The 19,289-nt window shown below is 62.8% G+C and carries 25 protein-coding genes and 1 pseudogene; 14 read left to right on the top strand and 12 right to left on the bottom strand.

The features are described 5' to 3' along the window. Positions 1-614: 614 nt before the first annotated feature. The 3 genes from NLY33_RS24705 (at position 615) to NLY33_RS24695 (ending at position 3,974) form a co-directional block, all read left to right on the top strand. A complete protein-coding gene (locus NLY33_RS24705; RefSeq protein ID WP_023707125.1) occupies positions 615-1,064 on the top strand; it encodes a DUF427 domain-containing protein in 450 nt (149 codons plus the stop codon). A gap of 92 nt (positions 1,065-1,156) precedes the next feature. Beyond that, complete coding sequence (locus NLY33_RS24700; protein ID WP_023693751.1) at positions 1,157-1,714, top strand: RNA polymerase sigma factor; 558 nt, start codon at positions 1,157-1,159, stop codon at positions 1,712-1,714. A gap of 145 nt (positions 1,715-1,859) precedes the next feature. Then, positions 1,860-3,974 carry an EAL domain-containing protein gene (locus tag NLY33_RS24695; RefSeq protein WP_023707126.1) on the top strand — a complete coding sequence of 705 codons (2,115 nt, stop codon included), beginning with the start codon at positions 1,860-1,862 and terminating at the stop codon, positions 3,972-3,974. A gap of 37 nt (positions 3,975-4,011) precedes the next feature. On the opposite strand, the gene NLY33_RS24690 is transcribed toward NLY33_RS24695, so the two are convergent. Beyond that, entirely contained in the window at positions 4,012-4,512 is a 501-nt protein-coding gene (locus tag NLY33_RS24690) for a hypothetical protein (RefSeq protein WP_023671434.1), read from the bottom strand. 106 nt (positions 4,513-4,618) lie between these two features. Continuing rightward, on the bottom strand, positions 4,619-4,849 hold the full coding sequence (locus NLY33_RS24685) for a DUF6894 family protein (protein WP_023671435.1): 231 nt from the start codon (positions 4,847-4,849) through the stop codon (positions 4,619-4,621). Between the two features lie 283 nt (positions 4,850-5,132). Between NLY33_RS24685 and NLY33_RS24680 the strand changes: the two genes are divergently transcribed. Continuing rightward, on the top strand, positions 5,133-5,852 hold the full coding sequence (locus NLY33_RS24680) for a Crp/Fnr family transcriptional regulator (protein ID WP_023671436.1): 720 nt from the start codon (positions 5,133-5,135) through the stop codon (positions 5,850-5,852). 49 nt (positions 5,853-5,901) lie between these two features. On the opposite strand, the gene NLY33_RS24675 is transcribed toward NLY33_RS24680, so the two are convergent. Then, positions 5,902-6,195: a DUF982 domain-containing protein gene (locus tag NLY33_RS24675; protein WP_023685943.1), complete on the bottom strand. Its 294-nt coding sequence runs from the start codon at positions 6,193-6,195 to the stop codon at positions 5,902-5,904. A gap of 113 nt (positions 6,196-6,308) precedes the next feature. Then, a complete protein-coding gene (locus NLY33_RS24670) occupies positions 6,309-6,485 on the bottom strand; it encodes a hypothetical protein (protein WP_023671438.1) in 177 nt (58 codons plus the stop codon). 241 nt (positions 6,486-6,726) lie between these two features. On the opposite strand from NLY33_RS24670, the gene NLY33_RS24665 reads away from it, so the two are divergent. After that, positions 6,727-6,891 (top strand): hypothetical protein, encoded by a 165-nt coding sequence (locus tag NLY33_RS24665; RefSeq protein WP_023685945.1) that lies wholly within the window; start codon positions 6,727-6,729, stop codon positions 6,889-6,891. On the opposite strand, the gene NLY33_RS24660 is transcribed toward NLY33_RS24665, so the two are convergent. Both NLY33_RS24660 and NLY33_RS24655 read right to left on the bottom strand, forming a co-directional pair. Continuing rightward, on the bottom strand, positions 6,888-7,253 hold the full coding sequence (locus tag NLY33_RS24660; RefSeq protein WP_023697758.1) for a VOC family protein: 366 nt from the start codon (positions 7,251-7,253) through the stop codon (positions 6,888-6,890). The genes NLY33_RS24665 and NLY33_RS24660 overlap by 4 nt on opposite strands. 83 nt (positions 7,254-7,336) lie before the next feature. Then, positions 7,337-7,894 (bottom strand): RBBP9/YdeN family alpha/beta hydrolase, encoded by a 558-nt coding sequence (locus tag NLY33_RS24655; RefSeq protein ID WP_023671441.1) that lies wholly within the window; start codon positions 7,892-7,894, stop codon positions 7,337-7,339. A gap of 84 nt (positions 7,895-7,978) precedes the next feature. Here NLY33_RS24655 and NLY33_RS24650 point away from each other — a divergent pair, with 84 nt between their 5' ends. Next, complete coding sequence (locus tag NLY33_RS24650; protein WP_023671442.1) at positions 7,979-8,482, top strand: Lrp/AsnC family transcriptional regulator; 504 nt, start codon at positions 7,979-7,981, stop codon at positions 8,480-8,482. Between the two features lie 145 nt (positions 8,483-8,627). Continuing rightward, a complete protein-coding gene (locus NLY33_RS24645) occupies positions 8,628-9,041 on the top strand; it encodes a DoxX family protein (protein WP_023700688.1) in 414 nt (137 codons plus the stop codon). Between the two features lie 22 nt (positions 9,042-9,063). Here the strand turns inward: NLY33_RS24645 and NLY33_RS24640 are convergent, their stop codons facing one another. The 5 genes from NLY33_RS24640 to NLY33_RS24620 form a co-directional block, all read right to left on the bottom strand. Continuing rightward, positions 9,064-9,369 carry a hypothetical protein gene (locus NLY33_RS24640; protein WP_023671444.1) on the bottom strand — a complete coding sequence of 102 codons (306 nt, stop codon included), beginning with the start codon at positions 9,367-9,369 and terminating at the stop codon, positions 9,064-9,066. Between the two features lie 94 nt (positions 9,370-9,463). Continuing rightward, positions 9,464-9,733 carry a hypothetical protein gene (locus NLY33_RS24635; RefSeq protein WP_023671445.1) on the bottom strand — a complete coding sequence of 90 codons (270 nt, stop codon included), beginning with the start codon at positions 9,731-9,733 and terminating at the stop codon, positions 9,464-9,466. A 114-nt stretch (positions 9,734-9,847) separates the two neighbouring features. Continuing rightward, complete coding sequence (locus NLY33_RS24630; protein ID WP_023685951.1) at positions 9,848-10,012, bottom strand: hypothetical protein; 165 nt, start codon at positions 10,010-10,012, stop codon at positions 9,848-9,850. 72 nt (positions 10,013-10,084) lie between these two features. Beyond that, positions 10,085-10,528, bottom strand: a complete 444-nt coding sequence (locus tag NLY33_RS24625) for a Ros/MucR family transcriptional regulator (RefSeq protein ID WP_023671447.1) — start codon at positions 10,526-10,528, stop codon at positions 10,085-10,087. Positions 10,529-10,776: 248 nt separating this feature from the next. Beyond that, complete coding sequence (locus NLY33_RS24620; RefSeq protein ID WP_023707128.1) at positions 10,777-11,592, bottom strand: class I SAM-dependent methyltransferase; 816 nt, start codon at positions 11,590-11,592, stop codon at positions 10,777-10,779. 495 nt (positions 11,593-12,087) lie between these two features. Between NLY33_RS24620 and NLY33_RS24615 the strand changes: the two genes are divergently transcribed. Genes NLY33_RS24615 through NLY33_RS24605 form a run of 3 tightly spaced genes read left to right on the top strand, consistent with a single transcriptional unit; the run spans position 12,088 to position 13,784 of the window. Next, positions 12,088-12,498 (top strand): hypothetical protein, encoded by a 411-nt coding sequence (locus NLY33_RS24615; RefSeq protein ID WP_023671449.1) that lies wholly within the window; start codon positions 12,088-12,090, stop codon positions 12,496-12,498. After that, entirely contained in the window at positions 12,491-12,877 is a 387-nt protein-coding gene (locus NLY33_RS24610; protein ID WP_023671450.1) for a hypothetical protein, read from the top strand. Before NLY33_RS24615 ends, NLY33_RS24610 begins: the two co-directional genes overlap by 8 nt. Continuing rightward, positions 12,804-13,784 (top strand): terminase large subunit domain-containing protein, encoded by a 981-nt coding sequence (locus NLY33_RS24605; RefSeq protein WP_286439208.1) that lies wholly within the window; start codon positions 12,804-12,806, stop codon positions 13,782-13,784. The genes NLY33_RS24610 and NLY33_RS24605 overlap by 74 nt, the downstream gene beginning before the upstream one ends. Positions 13,785-13,846: 62 nt before the next feature. Here NLY33_RS24605 and NLY33_RS24600 read toward each other — a convergent pair whose 3' ends face one another. Further along, the gene (locus NLY33_RS24600; protein ID WP_023708548.1) at positions 13,847-14,668 is read right to left on the bottom strand and encodes a HEAT repeat domain-containing protein; all 822 of its coding nucleotides are present in this window, start codon (positions 14,666-14,668) and stop codon (positions 13,847-13,849) included. 46 nt (positions 14,669-14,714) lie between these two features. Here NLY33_RS24600 and NLY33_RS24595 point away from each other — a divergent pair, with 46 nt between their 5' ends. The 4 genes and pseudogenes from NLY33_RS24595 to NLY33_RS24580 all read left to right on the top strand — a co-directional run bounded on the left by NLY33_RS24595 (position 14,715) and on the right by NLY33_RS24580 (position 19,196). After that, positions 14,715-15,419: a hypothetical protein gene (locus tag NLY33_RS24595; RefSeq protein WP_156932618.1), complete on the top strand. Its 705-nt coding sequence runs from the start codon at positions 14,715-14,717 to the stop codon at positions 15,417-15,419. Positions 15,420-15,792: 373 nt separating this feature from the next. After that, a complete protein-coding gene (locus NLY33_RS24590) occupies positions 15,793-17,427 on the top strand; it encodes a phage terminase large subunit family protein (RefSeq protein WP_023707132.1) in 1,635 nt (544 codons plus the stop codon). 345 nt (positions 17,428-17,772) lie between these two features. Beyond that, a pseudogene (locus tag NLY33_RS24585) lies at positions 17,773-18,892 on the top strand (IS256 family transposase); the annotation flags it as partial. 172 nt (positions 18,893-19,064) lie between these two features. Further along, a complete protein-coding gene (locus tag NLY33_RS24580; protein WP_280790706.1) occupies positions 19,065-19,196 on the top strand; it encodes a hypothetical protein in 132 nt (43 codons plus the stop codon). Positions 19,197-19,289: the final 93 nt, after the last annotated feature.

Below are 19,289 nucleotides of genomic sequence, written 5' to 3'. Positions count from 1 at the left end.
TGGTTAACAGAGATGAAATGGACATTTTTCCGAAGTGAAAGTTCGTCTGTCGAAAATTTATTTTGCTTCTCGTGCCGAAAAGGCGAAAATATCTGGCAAATCATCTTGATTTTGTAGAGTCTCACCTGTCGTCCTTTATTATCGATATTTCGCGGCGTGCACCGGCGCCAAGCAGCCATCGCCATAGCCGCGCCGGTAGCTGTTCGCGCCTGTCCAAGCCTTGCGGTCGTGCTGACAGGGCCGCATTCGCCAAAACCGTGTTCCGCCCGGCCCAAGCATGGCCGTCCCGGCTGAGATAAATCCACCGCCGTCGGATCGCGGCGAAACACATGCGAATCGTTCTTGCCACGCTGGCCCGGATTTCTTCGGCGGCGCATCGGCCGGACGGGAGATGCGCCTGTTGTCCCTTGGAGCCATGATCCACGGCCGGCAGCCGCGCGGACCGGCTGCCAGACGTCAGAAAAGGAAGAACGATGAAGAAGACCTATGAAAAGCCACAGCTCGAAAAGCGCCAGAAGCTGTCGCGTGTGACGGCTGTCGCCAGCCCATCAGTGTCCAGTGAGAGCTGACGCCGTCGACCGGCATCGAACCACCAGCGGACAAGGAGAGCAGTCATGGATCAGCATGCGAACCCGTCACCCGGCTTCAGGCGCAATCCGGGCAAGGTGATCACCGTCGAGCCCTTCAACGGGCGTGTCGTCGTGTTTGCAAGCGGCAACATCATCGCTTCCTCGGCAAAAGCCAAAATGGTGACCGAGCCGCCCCATCCCTTCTCCTTCTACATCCCATTCGAGGACATCGACTTCCGCAAGCTCAGGAAGACGGAGCGGTCGACGCTGTGCCCCTACAAGGGCGACTCCAGCTACTGGAACGTGCTGCCGGCGGGTGAAACCGGCAACGACGCGATGTGGGCCTATGAGCAGCCCTTCGACGAGATGACTGAAATTCGCGACCACGGCGCCTTCTACCCACACCGGGTCACCATCGACGCCGCGCCCGCGCTGAGCGCGTCATGCCTGTCGCCCAAAAGTGCCCAGCGTTTTTGGAGCCGACGACAGGCATGAACAGAGGAATTTTTCAGATCAGCCAAAGCTGTCCTCACCCGGGGGCGCAGCGGTTTTGCGGCAACGGCATGCCGAAACGAAGACAAAAGGTCATGGACGAAAAGCAGAGAGCAATTCTCGACGAAATCCCGCGCCTGCGCCGCTATGCGCGCTCGCTGCTGCGCGACCGCGATTCCGCCGACGATCTCGTCCAGGACTGCCTGGAGCGGGCGCTGCTGCGGCTGGACAACTGGCAGACGGGAGAGAGCCCGCGAAAATGGCTGTTCACGATCATGCATCATCTGTTCATCGACCAGATGCGCAAGGTGAACCGGCGAGGCGAGGCCTCGATGCTGCCGCTGGAGGCCGGCGAGGTGCAGGCCTCTCCCGCCGACCAGCTGGAGAATGTCGCGGCCCGCGAGATCATCGACGCGCTGCAGGCGATCAGCCCCGACCGCCGTGCCGCGCTGACCATGGTCGCCATCGAGGGCTTCTCCTATGCCGAGGCCGCCGAGATGCTCGGCGTGCCGGCCGGCACGCTGATGTCGCGCATCGCGCGCGGCCGTGAGGAACTGCGCGGCCTGCTTGAGGACAATGCGCGCCGCCGCGCGATAAGGATCGTCGAGCCAGGCCCGGGCAGGGCGGTTCCAATCAGGGCGCCAATGGCATGACGAGCCCCAATCGCATGATGACGCCTTACGGCATGGTCCGGCACGATTGCAGGCCTTGTCCGCACTGTGGGCGCGGCGCACCCGGTAACGCTTTCTTCTCTGCTTGCGTGCATAGTGGCGGCGACGGAGTGAGCGAAACCAGGGCATGGCTGAAGAGAAAATACGCAACGGCGAATTCTGGGCGCTTGCGCTCGAACGCGCTCATCTCGGCGTATGGGACTGGGATATTTTGAGCGGCGACTGTTTCTATTCGCCAACCTGGTCGCACATGCTGGGTTATGAGGATGGCGAGCTTGCCAACAGCGACGACCTCTGGCTGAAGCTGACGCATCCCGACGACCGCCAGCGGGCGCTGGCCAGCGGAGAGCGGCACATTTCCGGCCTGACCGCCTCGATCGAGACCGAGCTACGCCTCAAGCACAAGGACGGCCACTGGATCTGGGTGCTGGACCGCGGCGGCATTGTCGAGCGTGACGAGACGGGCAGGCCGGTCAGGCTGATGGGCGTGCAGACCGACATCAGCCGGCAGAAAGAGGCGGAAGCCGAACTGGAGCGGGTCAATGTGCGCTTTCGCCTGGCGCTGGCGGCCAGCGGCACCGGCATCTGGCATCACGATATCGACGCCAACAAGAGCTATTGGGACGCCCGCACCAGGGAGATATTCGGCCTGGTCGCCGACACCGACGAGGTGGCCGCCGACCTCTGGCATTCCTATCTGCACCCCGACGACAAGGATGCCGCAGAGCGCGCCCATCTGGCGCCGCTTTCGACCGACGGCGTCGTCGCCGCGCAATACCGCATCGTCAGGCGCGACGGCGAAATCCGCCATGTCGAATCGCTGGTGCGCTTCATCGCGGCGCCCGAGACGGCGGGCCAGATTCTCGGCACCGTGCGCGACATCACCGAGGACAAGAAACGCGAGCGGGAACTCGCCTACGCCGCTCACCACGATGCGCTGACGGGCCTCTTGAACCGTGCCGCCTTCGACCGGCTGCTGGCCGTGCACATCGCCACCGAGCGGGCTTTGCCGCTGGCGGTGTTCTATGTCGATCTCGACTACTTCAAGGCGCTCAACGACTTCGCCGGCCACGCCGCCGGCGACCTGGCGCTGAAGGGTGTGGCCGCCGGTATTCTGGGCTGCCTGCCGGCATCGGCGCGTGCCGCGCGCCTCGGTGGCGACGAGTTCGCGCTGCTGGTGCCCAATTGCCAACCGGCCAAGGCCGAGGCGCTGGCCGGCGCCATCCTTGCGGCGGTCCGTGACGCCGACCTCGGACTGCCGGTGACCTCGCGAAAACTCGCGGCCAGCATCGGCATCGCCTTCGTCGAGGACACCACCACCACGGTTGCCGATGCGTTGGCCTGCGCCGACGACGCCTGCTATGCGGCCAAGGCGGCCGGGCGCAATCGCTTCGCGGTGTTTTCGGCCGATGCGGCGTCGGGCTCCGGCGGCCTCAACGCTGCGCGTGTCGCCGCCGACACTGTCGACGCCATGGATGACGGGCGGCTGAAACTGTTCGGCCAGGAAATCCATCTGCTCGGCCAGCCCTGGCAGGAGAGCCGCCATGTCGAGGTGCTGGCGCGGCTTGCCGGGCGCAATGGCAAGCTGATCCCGCCCAACGAATTCATTCCGGTCGCCGAGCGCTTCGGCATTGCCTCGCGGCTGGACCGCTGGATCATCAGGACAGCGCTTTCGCAGCATGGCAAGGCGATGCGGTCAGGCGCCATCATGCTCGGCTTCAATCTGTCGGCGCAGACGCTGAGCGATCCGCTGCTGTGGGATTTCGTCGACGCCGTCATCGCCGAGACCGGGGCGCCGCATTCCGGCATCGGCTTCGAGATCACCGAGACCGCGGCCGTCACCAATTTCGACGCCGCCGAGCAGTTCGTGCGCAAGGCGCGCGAGCGGCAATGCCGTGTCAGCCTCGACGATTTCGGCGCCGGCATGAGCTCGTTCGAATATTTGCGGCGCTTTCCGGTTGATCAGATCAAGATCGACGGCTCGTTCATCGAGAACATCGCGGAAAGCCGTTTCGACCGCGAGATCGTCTCGGCCATAGCGGGCATCGCCAAAAGTCTCGGCTGCGCGGTGGTGGCCGAAAAGATCGAACAGCAGGAAGCGCTCGACATTCTGCGCGGCATGGGCGTGGCCTATGGCCAGGGTTTTCTGCTGCACCGGCCGGAGCCGCTCGAGGCGATCGTCGCGCGGGCCGGCGAACAGTCACCATCCAGCGGACAGTCACCGGAAAAGCGCTTCGGCTGACGGCTTCTCATCGCCCGAGCTGGCGCGACTTGTCCGGCTAACCGGCGTCGGCCTTCTCCTGCTTTCGCTGCGCCGCCTCCTTCTTGCGGCGCAACACCTCGTCGGTGCCGACAAGGTCCTTCGAGCCGCCGGAAATGGCGGTCGAGAGGACGGCGGGCGGATCGCTGGCCGGAAAACTGTCTTCGAGGCCTGATTGCAACTGCTCCTCGAGCGTCTGCGGGTTCTCGGAGCGGCCTTCGGCGCGGCGCTCGCCAACGGCTTCGACATCGCTCTTGGTGTCGGGGTGAGCGCGGGCTTCCGATATCGTCGACACCACCAGCTCGATGGCGAACTCTTTCATCGCCTCGGCTTGCGGCCCATCGACATCAGAGTCTTCGATCAGGCGGATGAGCGACTTTTCCAGGGCGCCCAGTTCCTTGACGCCCTGACACCGCGCCAGACGCTTGGTGAGCGAACCGATCAGCGCCGGGGCAAAGGTCGAATAGGCAAGCCTGCGTGTGTCGTCGACCTGCTCGGGATGAAGCTTTTGCAAGGACATAGATGCCTCCAGTCAATCAGCCGTGCAGCTTCTGCCGCTGGCCCCTCCTTAGGAAACAGAGGGGAGGGCAAGAGGTTCCATACAGTCCTCGACAGGGTCGACGAGTTCAACTCCACAGCGACGCCATGGTCAGCGACGCTTCGAATATCTGCTCCCTGTTCTCGTTCAGCATCTTGACGGTGATCCGCCGGTGGTCGCCCTCCGGTATCTCGTCGCGCGCCACATCGTGCAATATGCGCAGCGCTTCGGCTCCCGCACGCTCCCGGCTGGGAAAAAGCTGCCCCTCTTCATCAATCTGGGTCTCGGCGTTGTACAAGTCGAAGTAGAACCGTTCCATGTGTGCAAGGATCCCTGCGTGAGAACGCTAAGGCGCATCGCGGTTGAAGGACGCAGGCGACGCGCTTCAGGTCTGTGTTTTTATGCATGTCGTTGTCTCAAAATCGGGGCCATTTTTGAGCGACATGGATTAAATCCCAACCCGCACCCATGGTTCCATGCGACTGTGCCCTGAGCAGATTTCCTGCCAGGAGCCGTCGCCGTGCCGGCCGATTGCAACCGCACCCGATCTCCGGCGTTTGGCTAGGCCACGAATGTCCACGAAATCTCGAACTGGATCCTCGATGCTAGAACCGCTTTATCTCAACCTTGGCCAGCATGACGCTTTGTCCGAGCAGGAAAAGGGGCTGCTGGCCGCCGCCATGACCATCGAGATGGATTTTGCCACCGGTCAGGACATCGTTTCAGAGGGATCGAGGCCAGGCTACAGCACGCTCATCATCGAGGGTCTGGCGGCGCGCTACAAGGTGCTGGAGGATGGCGGCCGCCAGTTCACCTCGTTGCAGGTGCCAGGCGATTTTGTCGATTTGCACGCCTTCCTGCTCAAGACAATGGACCATGGCATTATAGCTTTGTCGCCATGCCGGGTGATCGCCGCCGACCACAGTCGGCTAAGGACGATCACCGAACAGGCGCCTCATCTCAGCCGCTTGCTTTGGCTGGACACGCTCGTCGATGGCGCCATCCATCGGGAATGGATCGTGGCCATGGGCCGGCGGTCCAAGACTTCGCATCTGGCGCATCTTGTGTGCGAGCTGTTCGTGCGGCTCCAGGTCGTCAAGCAGACCAACGGCATGAGTTTCCGGCTTCCCCTGTCGCAGGCGGAACTGGCCGATGTGCTTGGGCTTTCGGTCGTCCACATGAACCGGGTCATCGGCGCGCTGCGCAAGATCGGTGTGATCGGCTGGGCAAATTACATGGTGACCATTCTGGACTGGCAGCAGCTGGTGGAAATCGCCGAGTTCGACCCGACTTATCTCAGCATGAACCGCGAGCCGAGATAGGCTATCCGGCGTTCGCCATGACATCGCAGGCAATCCGTCAGCCGGTCTTTCAACGATGCCCATCCAGCGACGCCAATTCGTCGAGCATGGCAAGGGCGGCACTTGGCTTCGCCGGCTTCAGCAAGCCCTGTTGGGCGGCGGCATTCTGGAAAGCGGCAAAGGCGATGTCCGGGCGGCAAATGCCGTTCAACGCGTCATCCACCAGCCTGTCGGCCGCCTTGTAGGCCGCCGTCTGCTTGTTCTTCCATGTTCCGCCTAGCGCCCTCCTGGCGTCGGCGATCGACGACACCGTCATCGCGCTGCCGTCCACGAATCTGATCGTCAGGGGCAGAAAACGGCTCATGCGCTCACCATCCAAACCATTCGCGCCTCGCCCGGATCGATCTCATCACTTGCCTCCTTGAAAACGGGATCGCCATAAACGAGGAAATCACAAACTGGTTGCAGCCCGGCGAGCTACATGTTGCTTGCCGGCCAGATCGGCCGATGCGGACGATAAGGCGGCCGCGGCGCCGGCTTCAACGGGATGTCGGCGAGCGAGTTGCGGATCGGCCTGAACAGTATCGGCGAAGACGCGGCGCGGCGGTGCAATACCGCGGCTGACAATTTGGCAATCAGATTTCGAACGTCCATGGGACACCTCGAGCGCGTTGAGAGTCCCCCCATCGCGATCACCTACCACCTCACGCCCAGCATCCGCATTTAACTTTGATATAGGCCGGACGAATACGCGCCGCGCGCAATGTCTGCCGCCGAGATTCTGCCGATCCTCGGCGGCGGCTATTGAGGGCGGTGCCAGGCTGGCGGTCACGCATCCCAGCAGCGACGTCGCGGACGCTGCTGCAACCGGATGAATTTTCGTGCATTCTTGTGCATGGCCACAATGCTTCGAACCGACACGCCGGCAAAATGCTGCTCCTATTGCGGTTCGCGAGAGCATGACTACGAGGATTGTCCGAAGCGTAAAGCAGAGGCGGAGCGGCAGTGGGAAGGCCAGGCAAAGCCCGGCGCCGAATCCGAGGCGACGGCCGAAGTCTAGCTGGGCTCGAACAGCTCGATCACGTTGCCGGACGGGTCTTCACAAAGAATCTGTCGCCCGCCCGGACCTTCGACGATCTGGTTGCGGAACCGCACGCCGGCCTCGACCATCTTAGTCACGATTGACGGCAATTGCTCGACCTCGAGCACGAAGCGGTTCCATCCGCCCGGCTCGGGTGTCCGGCCGTCCGGCATCGGCCTGGCTGCCGACGCCAAGGGACCGGCGAGCCAGAGCGAGAGGTCGCCGCGCGTCAGGATGGCCATCGCCGGACCGAATTGCTGCTTCAGCGCGAATCCCAGATAGCTCGTATAAAACGCGATGGACAGATCGACATCGCGGACCAGATATCGGACGGACACCATTCGCAGGCTCCCTCACAAACGCCCCTCCCGAGAGATAGCTGGCGGGACAAGTCGGGGCAAGCCCGCGCGCACGCTTCGGGCGCCTACGGTGCGATTGCGTGGTCGGCCTGTCTCTCTCTCACGAAGGCCGTCAGCAGCTCCATTCCCGCCGGCCAGTCGCCCAGCCCGCTATTGCTGTTGATGTGACCAAGCGGCCCGGCGATGTGCAGTTCGCTGCCCCATTGTGTGGCTTTCTCACCGGCATAGCCGTTCGGATCATAGGGATCGTCGGTGCTGGCCACGATCAGCGAGGGGAAGCGAAGCGGCCCGCGCGGCGTATCGGCGAAGGGAATTCCGTAAGCGGGATAGACCGGCGAGGCCGGGTCGGGAACCGCAACCAGAAACGCCCCGCCGATCCGACGGCTCGACACCGCCTGCCAATGCGCGACCAGCAGGCAGCTGAGACTGTGGGCGACGAGCACCGGCGGGGTCTGTGCCTGTGACACCGCGACGTCCAGCGCCGCCACCCAGTCGTCGAAATCCGGCAGCTCCCAGCTTGCCGGGCTGAAGCGGCGCATCGCCGGGTCGGCCTGTTGCCAGCGTGTCTGCCAGTGGGCCTCGCCCGATCCGCCGCTGCCCGGCAGAATGATGAAGTCGGTCATGGAAAATCCTGTTTCTTCGCCGCAGATGATGTCCCAATCCTAGGGCTTCTCCTTGTTCGCGGAATGAGAGATCATCGGAAAGCGATGAAGAATTCCGATGGATTGAAGGTGTTCATGGCAAACGGCGATTACCGGCCACGGCTCGACCCCACCGACATGGCAATCATCGAGATCATGCAGGAGGATGGCCGCATCGGCATTTCCGAACTCGGCCGCCGCGTCGGCCTGTCCCAGCCCGCGACGTCGGAGCGGGTGAAGCGGCTGGAGGAGCGCGGCATCATCGCCGGCTACCGGGCCGCGATCGATCCCACCGCCCTCGGTCTCGGCACCATGGCCATGATCCGCCTGCGCACCACGCATGAGCACATCCAGACCTGCCTGAAGAAATTCGCGGCCATGCCGGAAGTGGTCGAGGTGCTGCGGGTGACCGGCGAGGATTGTTTTCTGGTCAAGGTGGTCGTGCCGTCGCCGCCCGACCTCGAAAGCATCGTCGATGCCATCGGCCGCTACGGCGCGGTGACGACCAATGTGGTGCTGCGCGCCGAGCCGCCGAAACGGTTGGGGCGGGAGCTGATGGCGAAGCTCTGAGCGGCCACGCGCGGCAAGAGGATTGCAAGCGCCTCCTTTTGCGAGGTCCGGCTTTGCCGCGAAAGAATTTCGCGGGCTGGTGTAGGATCGGCGGCGTGGCGCCCGTCCTTGGGGCGAAACCCGTTGCAAACCTTTGGAGCACATCATGGAAGCCGTTCAATCGCCGTGGCAGACCGCGGCCATTCTCATCGCCCGCCTGACCTTGGCCGCCATGTTCGCGATGGGAGCAGCCTTCAAGTTCATGGATATGAACATGACCGCCGGCTACATCGCCGCCGCCGGCTTCCCGTTCCCGCTGTTTCTGGCCTGGTGCGCCGCGATCCTCGAAACGCTGCTGGTGATCGCCTTGCTGACCGGAGCGTTCTTCACGCCGGCCGCCCTGGTCGCCGCCGTCTACGTGGTCTTCCTCGGCTTTGCCTTCCACGGTCCGTCGCACTGGACCGGCAACCAGGCCGAGTTCGGCGCCTTCATGTCCCATTTCCCGTTCGCCGCCGGCCTGCTGTTTGCCGCCGTGCATGGACCGGGCAGCGTGCTGGCCTCGAAGATTGGCCGAGGGTGAGGCCCCGCGTCGGCAGACCGCCTCACATCTGGTCGTTGTAGGGTTCCTTCATCTGACCGACCATGCGGGCCAGTTTCGAGAAGGACGGCATGTCCGCCTCCGGCTGGCATTGATTGGCCAGTTCCAGCAGTCGGATCGGAAAGTTGACGGCGTCGCGGTTGGACTCCGACATGCCGTCGGACCGCTCCTCGCCGGTTTCGATGGCCTCGGCCTTGCGCAGCGCAATGTCGATATCCTCCACCGTGAGCAGGCCCTTGCGCACCAGCACCTGATTGATCGAGGCGACGGCCATCAGCAGGCCTTCGAGTTGCAGATTGGCGACGTTCATGGCTGTTGCTCCCATTTGGCTCACGCTCAACGCATGAGCCGCTGTTACGATCCGGACGGGGATGCAAGCGATAGGCGTCGGCCGATGGCCTGCGCTACTCTTCCATCCAGCGGCGGCCATATTCGGCCCACAGCGCCTTGACCTCCCGGCTGCCGAGGCGCGGGGCCGAGCCGTCGCCATAGGCGATCGAAACGCAGCTGATGTCGTAATGGGGATGGGCGTCGATGACGAAGCGGATCGCCTCGCCGAGCGGCCTTCTGCCGATGACCGGATCGGCCTGGCCTTGGCCGACGCTGCGAACGCCCGAAACAGTGGCTGGCGCTTGCCGCATCCTGAACACGGATGCCATGGCTGGTTTGTCCATCCCGCTCTCCCCCGAGTTGGAGTGGAATGATTCCATAAGAGCCAGCTAATGACCAGTCGCTAGACGGCCTGTCGAAGGCTGCGTCTTGTATCCTGCAGCCCGTTGAAGGACTGTTCAGGCCAGCGGATCCGCCGCCGGCGGCCTGGCGGGAAGGCCGAGCCTTGTCCGCTCGCCGTCGGCAAACTCCTCGGCCGCTTCCTGGGCCATGAACAGATGCTGGGTCACCGTGCCATTCTCGGCAACCAGCACCGCCCATTGGCGGCGGTCCACACGTTCCACGCGAACGTCATTGGGCTCTCCGGCCACCACGATCGTCCTCCAGCAGGCGTACGGCACGGAGGGGGCGTGCCTTTACGCCTTGGTCTTGCTCTTGGCCGGCGCCTTGGCGGCCGGGGCCTCGGGTGTCCTGATGCCGAGCCCGAACTCCTTTGCCAGCTCCGAGCGCTTGGCGGCGTAGCTGGGCGCCGTCATCGGATAGTCGCCGGGCAGGTCCCATTTGGCGCGATAGGCTTCCGGCGTCATGCCATGGGCGGAGCCGAGATGACGCCGCAGCGACCTGAACTTCTTGCCATCCTCGAGGCAGTAAATGAAATTCGGCGTTACCGAGCGCTTGCGGTTGACCGCGGGCTCAGGCGCAGGTTGCGGCGGAGCAACGGGATTGTCCACGGCCGCGAGCGCTGCATTGACGCTCTCGATCAACGCCGGCAGGCTATCCGGAGGCACTGAATTGTTGCGCACGAATGCCGCGACGATGTCGGCGGTCAGATTTATATTTCGGATTTTGTCCTCAGACATGGCTTCTTTTGCCCCCTTGATGCCAAAGGACAAATTATCAGACAACATCCGCCGACGGCATGGCACTTTAGAACATATGCATATGACTTGACGCCGGATGTGGTAGCGCTAGCATCGCCGAGTCTCCGATCGATGTCGATGTAGGAATTCTTTCCTGACATATCTTGACCGGTGAGGGCAGCTATGCTATGATTTGTCGATGTTGCTGATTTGCGCCACCAACCCGCCGCCGAGGCGGGTTTTGTTTTTCAGGCCGGCTTGGAAGCGATGATGGCCAGTGACGCGAGTTTTCCCTCGCTCAGGCTGCTTATGTAGTTTTTTCGCCGATGCACGAACTCGGCGCCGAGCACGATCTCATTGGCCTGCTGCTGGGCGGGCGACGGAACCATGCCGGAATTTGCCCGTTTCAACGCCAGCTCGACGTGATCGCCGGTTTCGTCGATGACGTCGTCGACCTGGAATCCGGCTGAAGCAAACAGAGCCTTCAGGGTTTCGCGGTCGACGAGATGGCTGGCCACAGCCGACACCGCCCAAGGCAAGGGATAGTGAGGCTCGCCGTCCGCCAGCACCGCCTCGGTCCAGACAAGCCTGGCCTTCGGCTTCAGTACGCGCCACGCTTGCCCGATGACCGCCGCCTTGTCGGCGATATTCATGCCGACATAGAAGCAGATCGCCGCGTCGAATGTGTCGTCCGCAAAAGGCAGCCTTGTCGCATCGGCCCCATGGAAACGCACTTTGTCGCCGAGGCCGCAGAGCTCGGTCAATCGGCGGGATGCCTCGACGAACGCCTGCGTCAGGTCGACGCCGTCGACGCTGCACCCATAGGTCTCGGCAAGGAACCGGGCCGGGCCGCCAATGCCGCTGCCGATGTCCAGAACCCGATCGCCGGCGGAGGGCGCAAGACGCGCAGCATGGTCCTGCGTGGCGATCAGCTCGCGGCCATGAAGCTGATCGAACGGATAGAGTTGTTTGGCTGCGAGGCTGCCGGCCTTTGCGTCCGGCACAGCCGACAGGATGCGCTCGACAATGCCGCCGCTGCCATAGTGACTGGTCACATCGCTCATTTCGCTCTCCGACGAGACCCAGCATCCCATCGATGCGGCCCTCGCGCAATGCGCGCCGCCGCCAAGGACGAGGCTTTGACCGGAGTAGGAATTATTTCTTATCTGCATTGACGGGTGAGGGCAGCTTTGCTATGATTTGTCCATGGTGCTGATTTGCGCCACCGACCCGCCCACGAGGCGGGTTTTGTTTTCCTGATGCCCACAACGTGCGGATATCGGATGTCGGCGGGACAGCCCCCCTCTGGCCTGCCGGACGTTCGTCGTTCGGAAAGCCAAGCAATTGGCTTTCCGTCCGCTGCGCGGACCACTCCTCAACCCCCACACGGGGGGGAGATCGGACTGCCGCCTTGCTTTCGCCAATCGTCAGCGCTGCAAATTGGTCGCGACCCTGGAGCTGCCAATCTCCCCCCTTGAGGGGGAGATGTCCGGCAGGACAGAGGGGGGCGTGAAGGAACGCTATCCTCGGTTCATTCTGCCTTATCCGCGAGGCCTCCCTTGTCCAACCGCTATGCCACCATCATCACCGACGATGACGGCCGCGAGGTCGTCAGCGCCATTGGCGTGTTCGAGGGCGCTGCCCCGCAGGCGCGCATCGGCCGTATCGAGCCGGTCGTGCCGGGCGTGCTGATCGGCATGGTTCGCGGTGGTCCTGTCGATGCCATCGGCGGCTTCGGCTTTCCGCGCGGCGCGCACGACGCAAGGGCGATCGCCAGGGCAAGCCTGAAAGCCGCGTCTGCCGGAAAGCGCCACGCGCCGGCCGCTGATGCAGCCCGCAAGGCCGCCCCAACACGGTCAGGGCCAAAATCGGCACGGCGCAAGTCCGGCAAGATCAAGTCCGGCAAGATCAAGCGGCCAGCGAAACAGGCACCTACCGCCGAGCCCGCCGGGATCTCGGATCATGGCTGACCGGACGGCGCCGCGTGCGCGCCCTGGCCGCAAGGCGACTGCCGCCGCTGCCAAGCCGAAGCGGACGAAGAAGACGCTTGGCGATGATTTCCTCGACGCGGTTCGCGCCGATTTCAGCGCCCATGGCGCCGGCGTCATTGCCGCGGTCCGGGCCGACAAGCCCGACCAGTATCTGAAGATCGTGCAATCGGTGCTACCCAAGGATCTGGCCAAGGATTTGCATGTTTCATCTGACAATCTGGAAGCCCTGAGCGATGACGAGATCCGCCGCCGCATCCGTGGCCTCGAAGCCGTCCTCGGGCCGTTTGGCGACCAGCCTGAAGACGCGCCGCCACTATCTGGCGCTGCTGCAGGAGCTGGACCGCAGGCGCAGGACTAACCAGCTTGCCGCCTACCGGCCTTATCCCAGGCAGGCGCAGTTTCACGCCGCCGGCGCGCAGAACCGGGAACGTCTGTTCATGGCCGGCAACCAGTTGGGCAAGACCAGGGCCGGCGGCGCCGAATGGGCCATGCATCTCACCGGCCGCTATCCCGCGTGGTGGCAGGGCAAGACCTTCGACGCCGCCGTCAGGCTATGGGCTGCCGGCGTGACCGGCGAGGGCACGCGAGACAACCCGCAGCGCGTGCTGGTCGGCCCGCCGCAGCAGCAGGCGGCATGGGGCACCGGCATGATCCCCGCCGATGCCATCCGCCAGACCACGATGGGCCGCGGCGCGCCGGGCGCGCTCGACAGCATCGTGGTGCGCTGGGGCGGCGGCGGCGACGTGCAGGCCGATGAATCGGTGCTGTCGTTCAAGAGCTATGAGAAGGGCCGCGAAAAGTGGCAGGGCGAAACCCTGCACGGCGTCTGGTTCGACGAGGAGCCGCCGCTCGATATCTATTCCGAAGGCCTGACCCGCACCAACGCGACGGGCGGCATCACCATGGTGACGTTTACGCCGCTGCTTGGCATGAGCGACGTGGTGCTGCGGTTCTTGACGGCGCAGGAGGTTCTCCCTTCCCCCTTGTGGGGTGAGCAGCTGGTTCGCGAAGCGAATTCGTCGTGCCAGTGGCACGACGAAAGGCCGGCGAACGCCGGGACGCTGCGGAGCGGCGGGGACCCGGCAGGTTGGATCGGCCACCACCCGGCCCTTCGCAGGCTCAGGGCGTTCGAAGCTCGAAAAGCCAAGCAATTGGCTTTTCGTCCGCCACGCGGACCGCTTCTCACCCCACAAGGGGAGAAGGTAAGAACCGCCACGCCCGGCGCAAATATCGTGCGCGGACAACATCATACGACATTACTTTGAATCAGTTCGGCAGGCTCTACGTCCTGTCACGTCGCTATCTTGACCCCGAGATCAGCGGTGCCTCAGGCGATTGCCGGCAATGATGATTGCCATACGGCGTGGTGCGATATCTGGTTGTGCTCGATGCAATCGGTTGCCAGTTTGCTGATTTCAGGATCGGCGGACGCCTGCGCCCATTCGACGAACGCGTCAACAACGACCAACCTCGCCCGGCTGGCCAGCCCCAAGCCGTAACGGCGCACTACCGGCTCTGAATGGTCGAGCATAGCACGGATCATGCCTGATGCATCACCTCGCCATTGCCCGGAGATATCGGCGATCGCCGAAAACGGCGTTTGCGGCCTGAGCAACGCGGCGTGCTGACGCGCAAGCTTTAACTGCCAGTCTTTTGCAAAGCGCACAAATTTGACGGCTCCCATGCGTACACCATCGTGATAATCATCAAGGGCAAACAACGCCTGCGCGAGATGCTGACCATCGTTCCGCGTACTGCATCGCAAGATAGACTCCACGGCATCGAAGCGCGTGCGCGGGTTGCTGTCCCCAAGCAGCGCGGCCAGCTCACCCACCATCGAAGTTATGTTCTGGTTTTGAAAGGTGGCAATAAACGCACCCGCCGCTCGCGTCTCAGCATTGGCAGATGTCAGCAGGAGACGAAGGCTTTCCAACGGCACCGTCTTGCCGAGCTCGCCGAGAAGGTCGTTGGCAAGCGCGCCATCGTCATCATGCGGGGACGACAGCAGCCGCTCCAGCATCTCCTGACCTGTCATGGCATTTGTCGATTTGCCGAGTGGCAGCAGGATCTTACCGCCTTCGCTGAAAAAAAGATGAGCAACCTCGCTGTCCTCGGCGGACAGGCGCATCGCCTCGAATAGATCTGTCATGGCAAAGAGTGGCTGTCCCACCCGCGTAGAGTACAGGCCGCGCAGAATGCACCAGCCCAGACGCATCGATGTCGCCGATGCACGGCAAGACCTACCGCATAAAGCGATAAAGGAAAAGATGAGAGCGAAGCTTTCCCGTTTCGGCGCGTTGCGGAATCGCGAACCGCGACTAGACTGGTGGCCAGGTTGTCGAGGAACCAAGTCCATGAACAGGCGGCAGGTATTGACAGGCGGTTTGTCGTCGCTTGTCGTGTCGCCGGCGGGTGGTGCTGAGGTATCAAAGCCCCAGGTGCCCAAATGGCGACCCTCGTTTTCACAACCCATCGATCGCATCGAGGAACGGTTCGGCTATTACTTCGACAGAGGCCGTGACTTTGCCATCCTTGAAAACGGCACCTGCGTGCTGACGGAAGCCGGCCTGTCCGATGAGGCGGCAGCCATGGCCGCCATCCAGACGCTTGCCATGATTTACAACTATCACCCGGACATGAAGCCGTCCGACATGGATGATGGCAACGTGCTGGTCAGCTACAATCATCCAGCCTTCAATGTCGTGCTTTCCAACGTTGCGAATGCGCATTGGCAAGAGATCGAGGCCCGCCACCAGGATGGGCTGGCTACGGGCGAGGTGCTGATCACGCCGCTGGGGCAGAATGTGTTCGATGAGCTCGGCAAAGAGGCGCTGCTTGGCAGGTGCTACATGTTCATGGATGCGCAGGCGCCAAAGGTGATCCGCATCAAACCCAGTTGATAAGTCGAATCAGGGGTATTTGGTGCCGGCAAGTTGCCTGGCACGACCTTCGGCGGTTGGCGATTTGCGCGTTAATGGGCCGCACAATATTTTCTCTCGACCGGTATACTGATATATATAGAGCATACAGGATTGATTGGGAGTGTCGGGGACGCAGACCTCGCGTTTGAACCCTGTTCCTGGATCGGTACGGGTTCTGCAGATTTTTTTACTCGTATCGTAAGGAACATTCGCCTGGCTGGTGCATGCCGATGCACTGGCGGCAATGCCGACAACGATTGCAATCCGAATCATGTGTTCCCCCAAGTCTTGGGTCAGCTTCGCATTGATGAGCGCTGGTATCAATGGCCACACTCTATTGGAGCATGCTTGCATGACCCGTCACGTCACCTTCATGACCATAGACGACGTCGAACACTATTCGCCTGACGAGCGCGCCGCGATCGTCGCCGCCTATCCCGAACATGAGCGCGAGGCGCGGGCGCGCGGCGTTCCGGTGCTGGGCTCCGGCCGCATCTTTCCGATTGCCGAGGAGCTGATCGCCTGCGAGCCGTTCCGGCTGCCGCGCTACTGGCCGCGGATCGGCGCGCTCGATTTCGGCTGGGACCATCCGTCGGCCGCGGTCGAGCTGGCCTGGGATACGGAGGCCGATGTCGTCTATATCTCCAAGGCGGCGCGGGCCTCGCAGCAGACGCCGGCCATGCAGGTGCTGGCGCTGAAGCCATGGGGCGAATGGCTGCCCTGGGCCTGGCCGCGCGACGGCCGCCGCGAGACGCTGGAAGGGGCGGGCACGGCGCTCGCCAGGCAATATGCCGCCCACGGCTTGAACATGCTCACCGGCCACGCCCGCTTTGCCGACGGCTCGGTCTCGGTCGAGGCGGGGCTGATGGAAATGCTCGACCGCATGCAGTCCGGCCGCTTCAAGGTGTTTTCGACCTTGCTGCCCTGGTTCGAGGAGTTTCGCCTCTACCACCGCAAGGACGGCCATGTGGTCAAGCTGCGCGACGATTTGATGGCGGCGACGCGCTACCGCAAGCTGACGCTCGCCTATGTCAGTGGCGCCGGCACTTTGCCGACGACGGCCAACGGCATCTGGCTGATGTTCGACCGGGCCGGCGACAGAGGCGCCGACGGGACGGGAGTAGGAGATTTTTTGGGGCCTGCGTCTTCGGCAACCGACAATATTGTCACTTTCGCGGGCACGACGGGCAAGGTGGGGAAGGATAGTGGGATCGCGGTGTCCAGCCTGGCGCCGAAGGCCAGCCCGACATTTACCGGAACGCCAACGGGGCCGACCGCAGCGCCTGGAACGAATACCACGCAATTGGCTACAACGGGGTTCGTCAAGGCTGGGTTTGATCTGAAACTTGATAGCCGACCCAACCTTGGTGTCGTCGCGCAGACGATCACCGATTGGAACAACGCCCTGGACAATGGCTGGTATGTGGCCTCGGCGGCGGCTAATGCGCCAGACGGCGTAAACTGGTTCCTGGGGTTTGTGGAAGCGCACGGAAGCACTGGCTACCGGACGCAGACGGTGCATGATTTCGTCAACGACACTACGGCGGCAGACCAAAAGCTATGGCGGCGCAGGCAGGCTGGCGGTGCCTGGGGAGGATGGATCAAGCTGCAATGGTCGCAGGCCGAACAGGATGCACGCTATGTCCAGTCGTCCGCGGCGTTGCTTCAGAAGTGTTATGAAAGCCCGCAACAGACCATCACGAATGCCGGATCACTGACGCTAGCGCATGGACTCGGCGTCAAGCCAAAAAACTACTTTGCCGTGCTGCAATGCACTACGGCAGATGCCGGGTATTCCATTGGAGACGAAGTACTGGCTAATCCGGGCGGCGGTACAGGCAACAAAGGTCTATCGCTGGTCCCGGACGCCACCAACATCAATGTGCGGTTTTCGTCCACCGCTGTTGATATCACCGCCAAAGGCACCGGCGCAGGCACCACAATTACCAACAGTAGCTGGAGGCTCGTCGTGAGAGCGTGGGCCTAATTATTAGCGGCTTCTCTCCTGGCCTGCAGCAGATCCTGCTGAGCGCAGTATTTCTCGTAAGGCGACCCCGTATACCGCGAAATGTATATGTCTACGCTTACCGATACGGGCAAACAGCCAAAAAGAAGCCGCCTGTCGATAGCAGCCATCCGGCACCGCAACATAGGCGCCAAGAGCGACAAGGGTCGTGTCCCATCAGGTGGTGTAGCTCGGCGGTAGCGAAGTCGCTCACGAGCGCGCCGTTAGTAGCGCTGTAGCGAGCGAGCGGCGTGTGGGTGGTCATCGGCGCTTTCCGGTAGGGTTTGGTTGTTGGAGAAGTCCCCGGATGCCGATCTGCTGCGGGAGATGATCGGCTTTGCCGCCGAGCGACTGATGCAAATGGAGGTGGGCGCGGCCACCGGCGCCAGCTATGGCGAGAAGAACCCGCTGCGGCTCGCCCAGCGCAATGGCTACCGCGACCGGGACTGGGATACGCGGGCCGGCACGGTCGAGCTGCGCATCCCGAAGCTCAGGAAGGGTAGCTACTTCCCAGGTTTCCTCGAACCGCGCCGCATGGCCGAGAAGGCGCTAACCGCCGTCATCCAGGAAGCTTATGTGCAAGGCATCTCGACCCGGTCGGTTGACGACCTGGTCAAGGCCATGGGTATGAGCGGCATATCCAAGAGCCAAGTCTCGCGGCTGTGCGAGGAGATCGACGGGGAGGTGAAGGCCTTCCTCGATCGGCCGATCGAGGGCGATTGGCCATACCTGTGGATCGACGCCACTTACCTGAAGGTCCGCCGCGGTGGGCGGATCGTCTCGGTCGCCGTTATCATCGCCGTCGGCGTCAACGCGGACGGCCGGCGCGAGGTACTGGGCATGGAGATTGGCACCTCGGAGGCCGAGCCGATCTGGACAGAGTTCCTGCGCAAGCTGACACGTCGCGGCATGCGCGGCGTCAATCTCGTCGTCTCCGATGCTCACGAAGGCCTCAAGGCGGCCGTCACCAAGGTGCTGCGCGCGCACATGACAGAGGTGCCGCGTCCACTTCATGAGGAACGTGCTGGCCCATGCCGGCAAGAGCGGCCGCAGGGTCGTCTCAGCCTTCATCCCCACCGCTTTCGCCCAGGAAACGCCCGAGGCCGCGTCCGTACAATGGCGCGCCGTCGCCGACCAGATCCGGCCGAAGGTGCCGAAGCTGGCGACAATCATGGACGACGCCGAGCCCGACGTGCTGGCCTACATGACCTTCCCCAAGGAACATCGCGCCAAGCTCCACTCGACGAATCCGATCGAAACTCTCAACGGCGAGATCAAGCGGCGCACCGAGGTCGTCGGTATCTTACCGAACGACGATGCGATCGTGCGCCTCGTCGGCGCAATCCTGCTCGAACAGAACGATGAATGGGCAGTGCAGCGGGCCAGATATATGACTCTGGAAACGATCAGCCAGATGAGCGATGATCCCCTGATCAGCCTTGCCAGCCGTGGCGCGCTGATCAGCCCGGCCCCATGCCGGAGAGCACGGCGACTAATGCCGCCAGCTACACCACGCCGCGGGACACGATCGCGACAAGTGCCGCCAGTCCAATTTGCAGGGACTGATACCGGTACAAAAGCCACATCTAAAAAGCCCTTTCCAATTTTGAGGCGACACCATGACAAAATACTTCGTTGATGGCAATGGCGCCTATCTCGGCGGCTTTGATGGTGAAGACCTCGAGCTTCCTGAAAATGGCATCGAAGTGCCTGAAGCCCCAGAAGATGCGCGTCAAATATGGGATGGCTAGGCTTGGAGTGCTGCCCCGGCAGTCCGCCGCATTGTGCTGAAATTCGTAGTGCAAGCGCATCATCGACGGCGGCAAGACGCCGCAGGCCTATGG

Origin of the sequence: Mesorhizobium sp. C432A, assembly GCF_030323145.1 — a bacterium.
GTDB lineage: Bacteria > Pseudomonadota > Alphaproteobacteria > Rhizobiales > Rhizobiaceae > Mesorhizobium.
The sequence above is the reverse complement of the archived record's forward strand: the minus strand, read 5'-3'. Positions and strand labels throughout refer to the sequence as shown.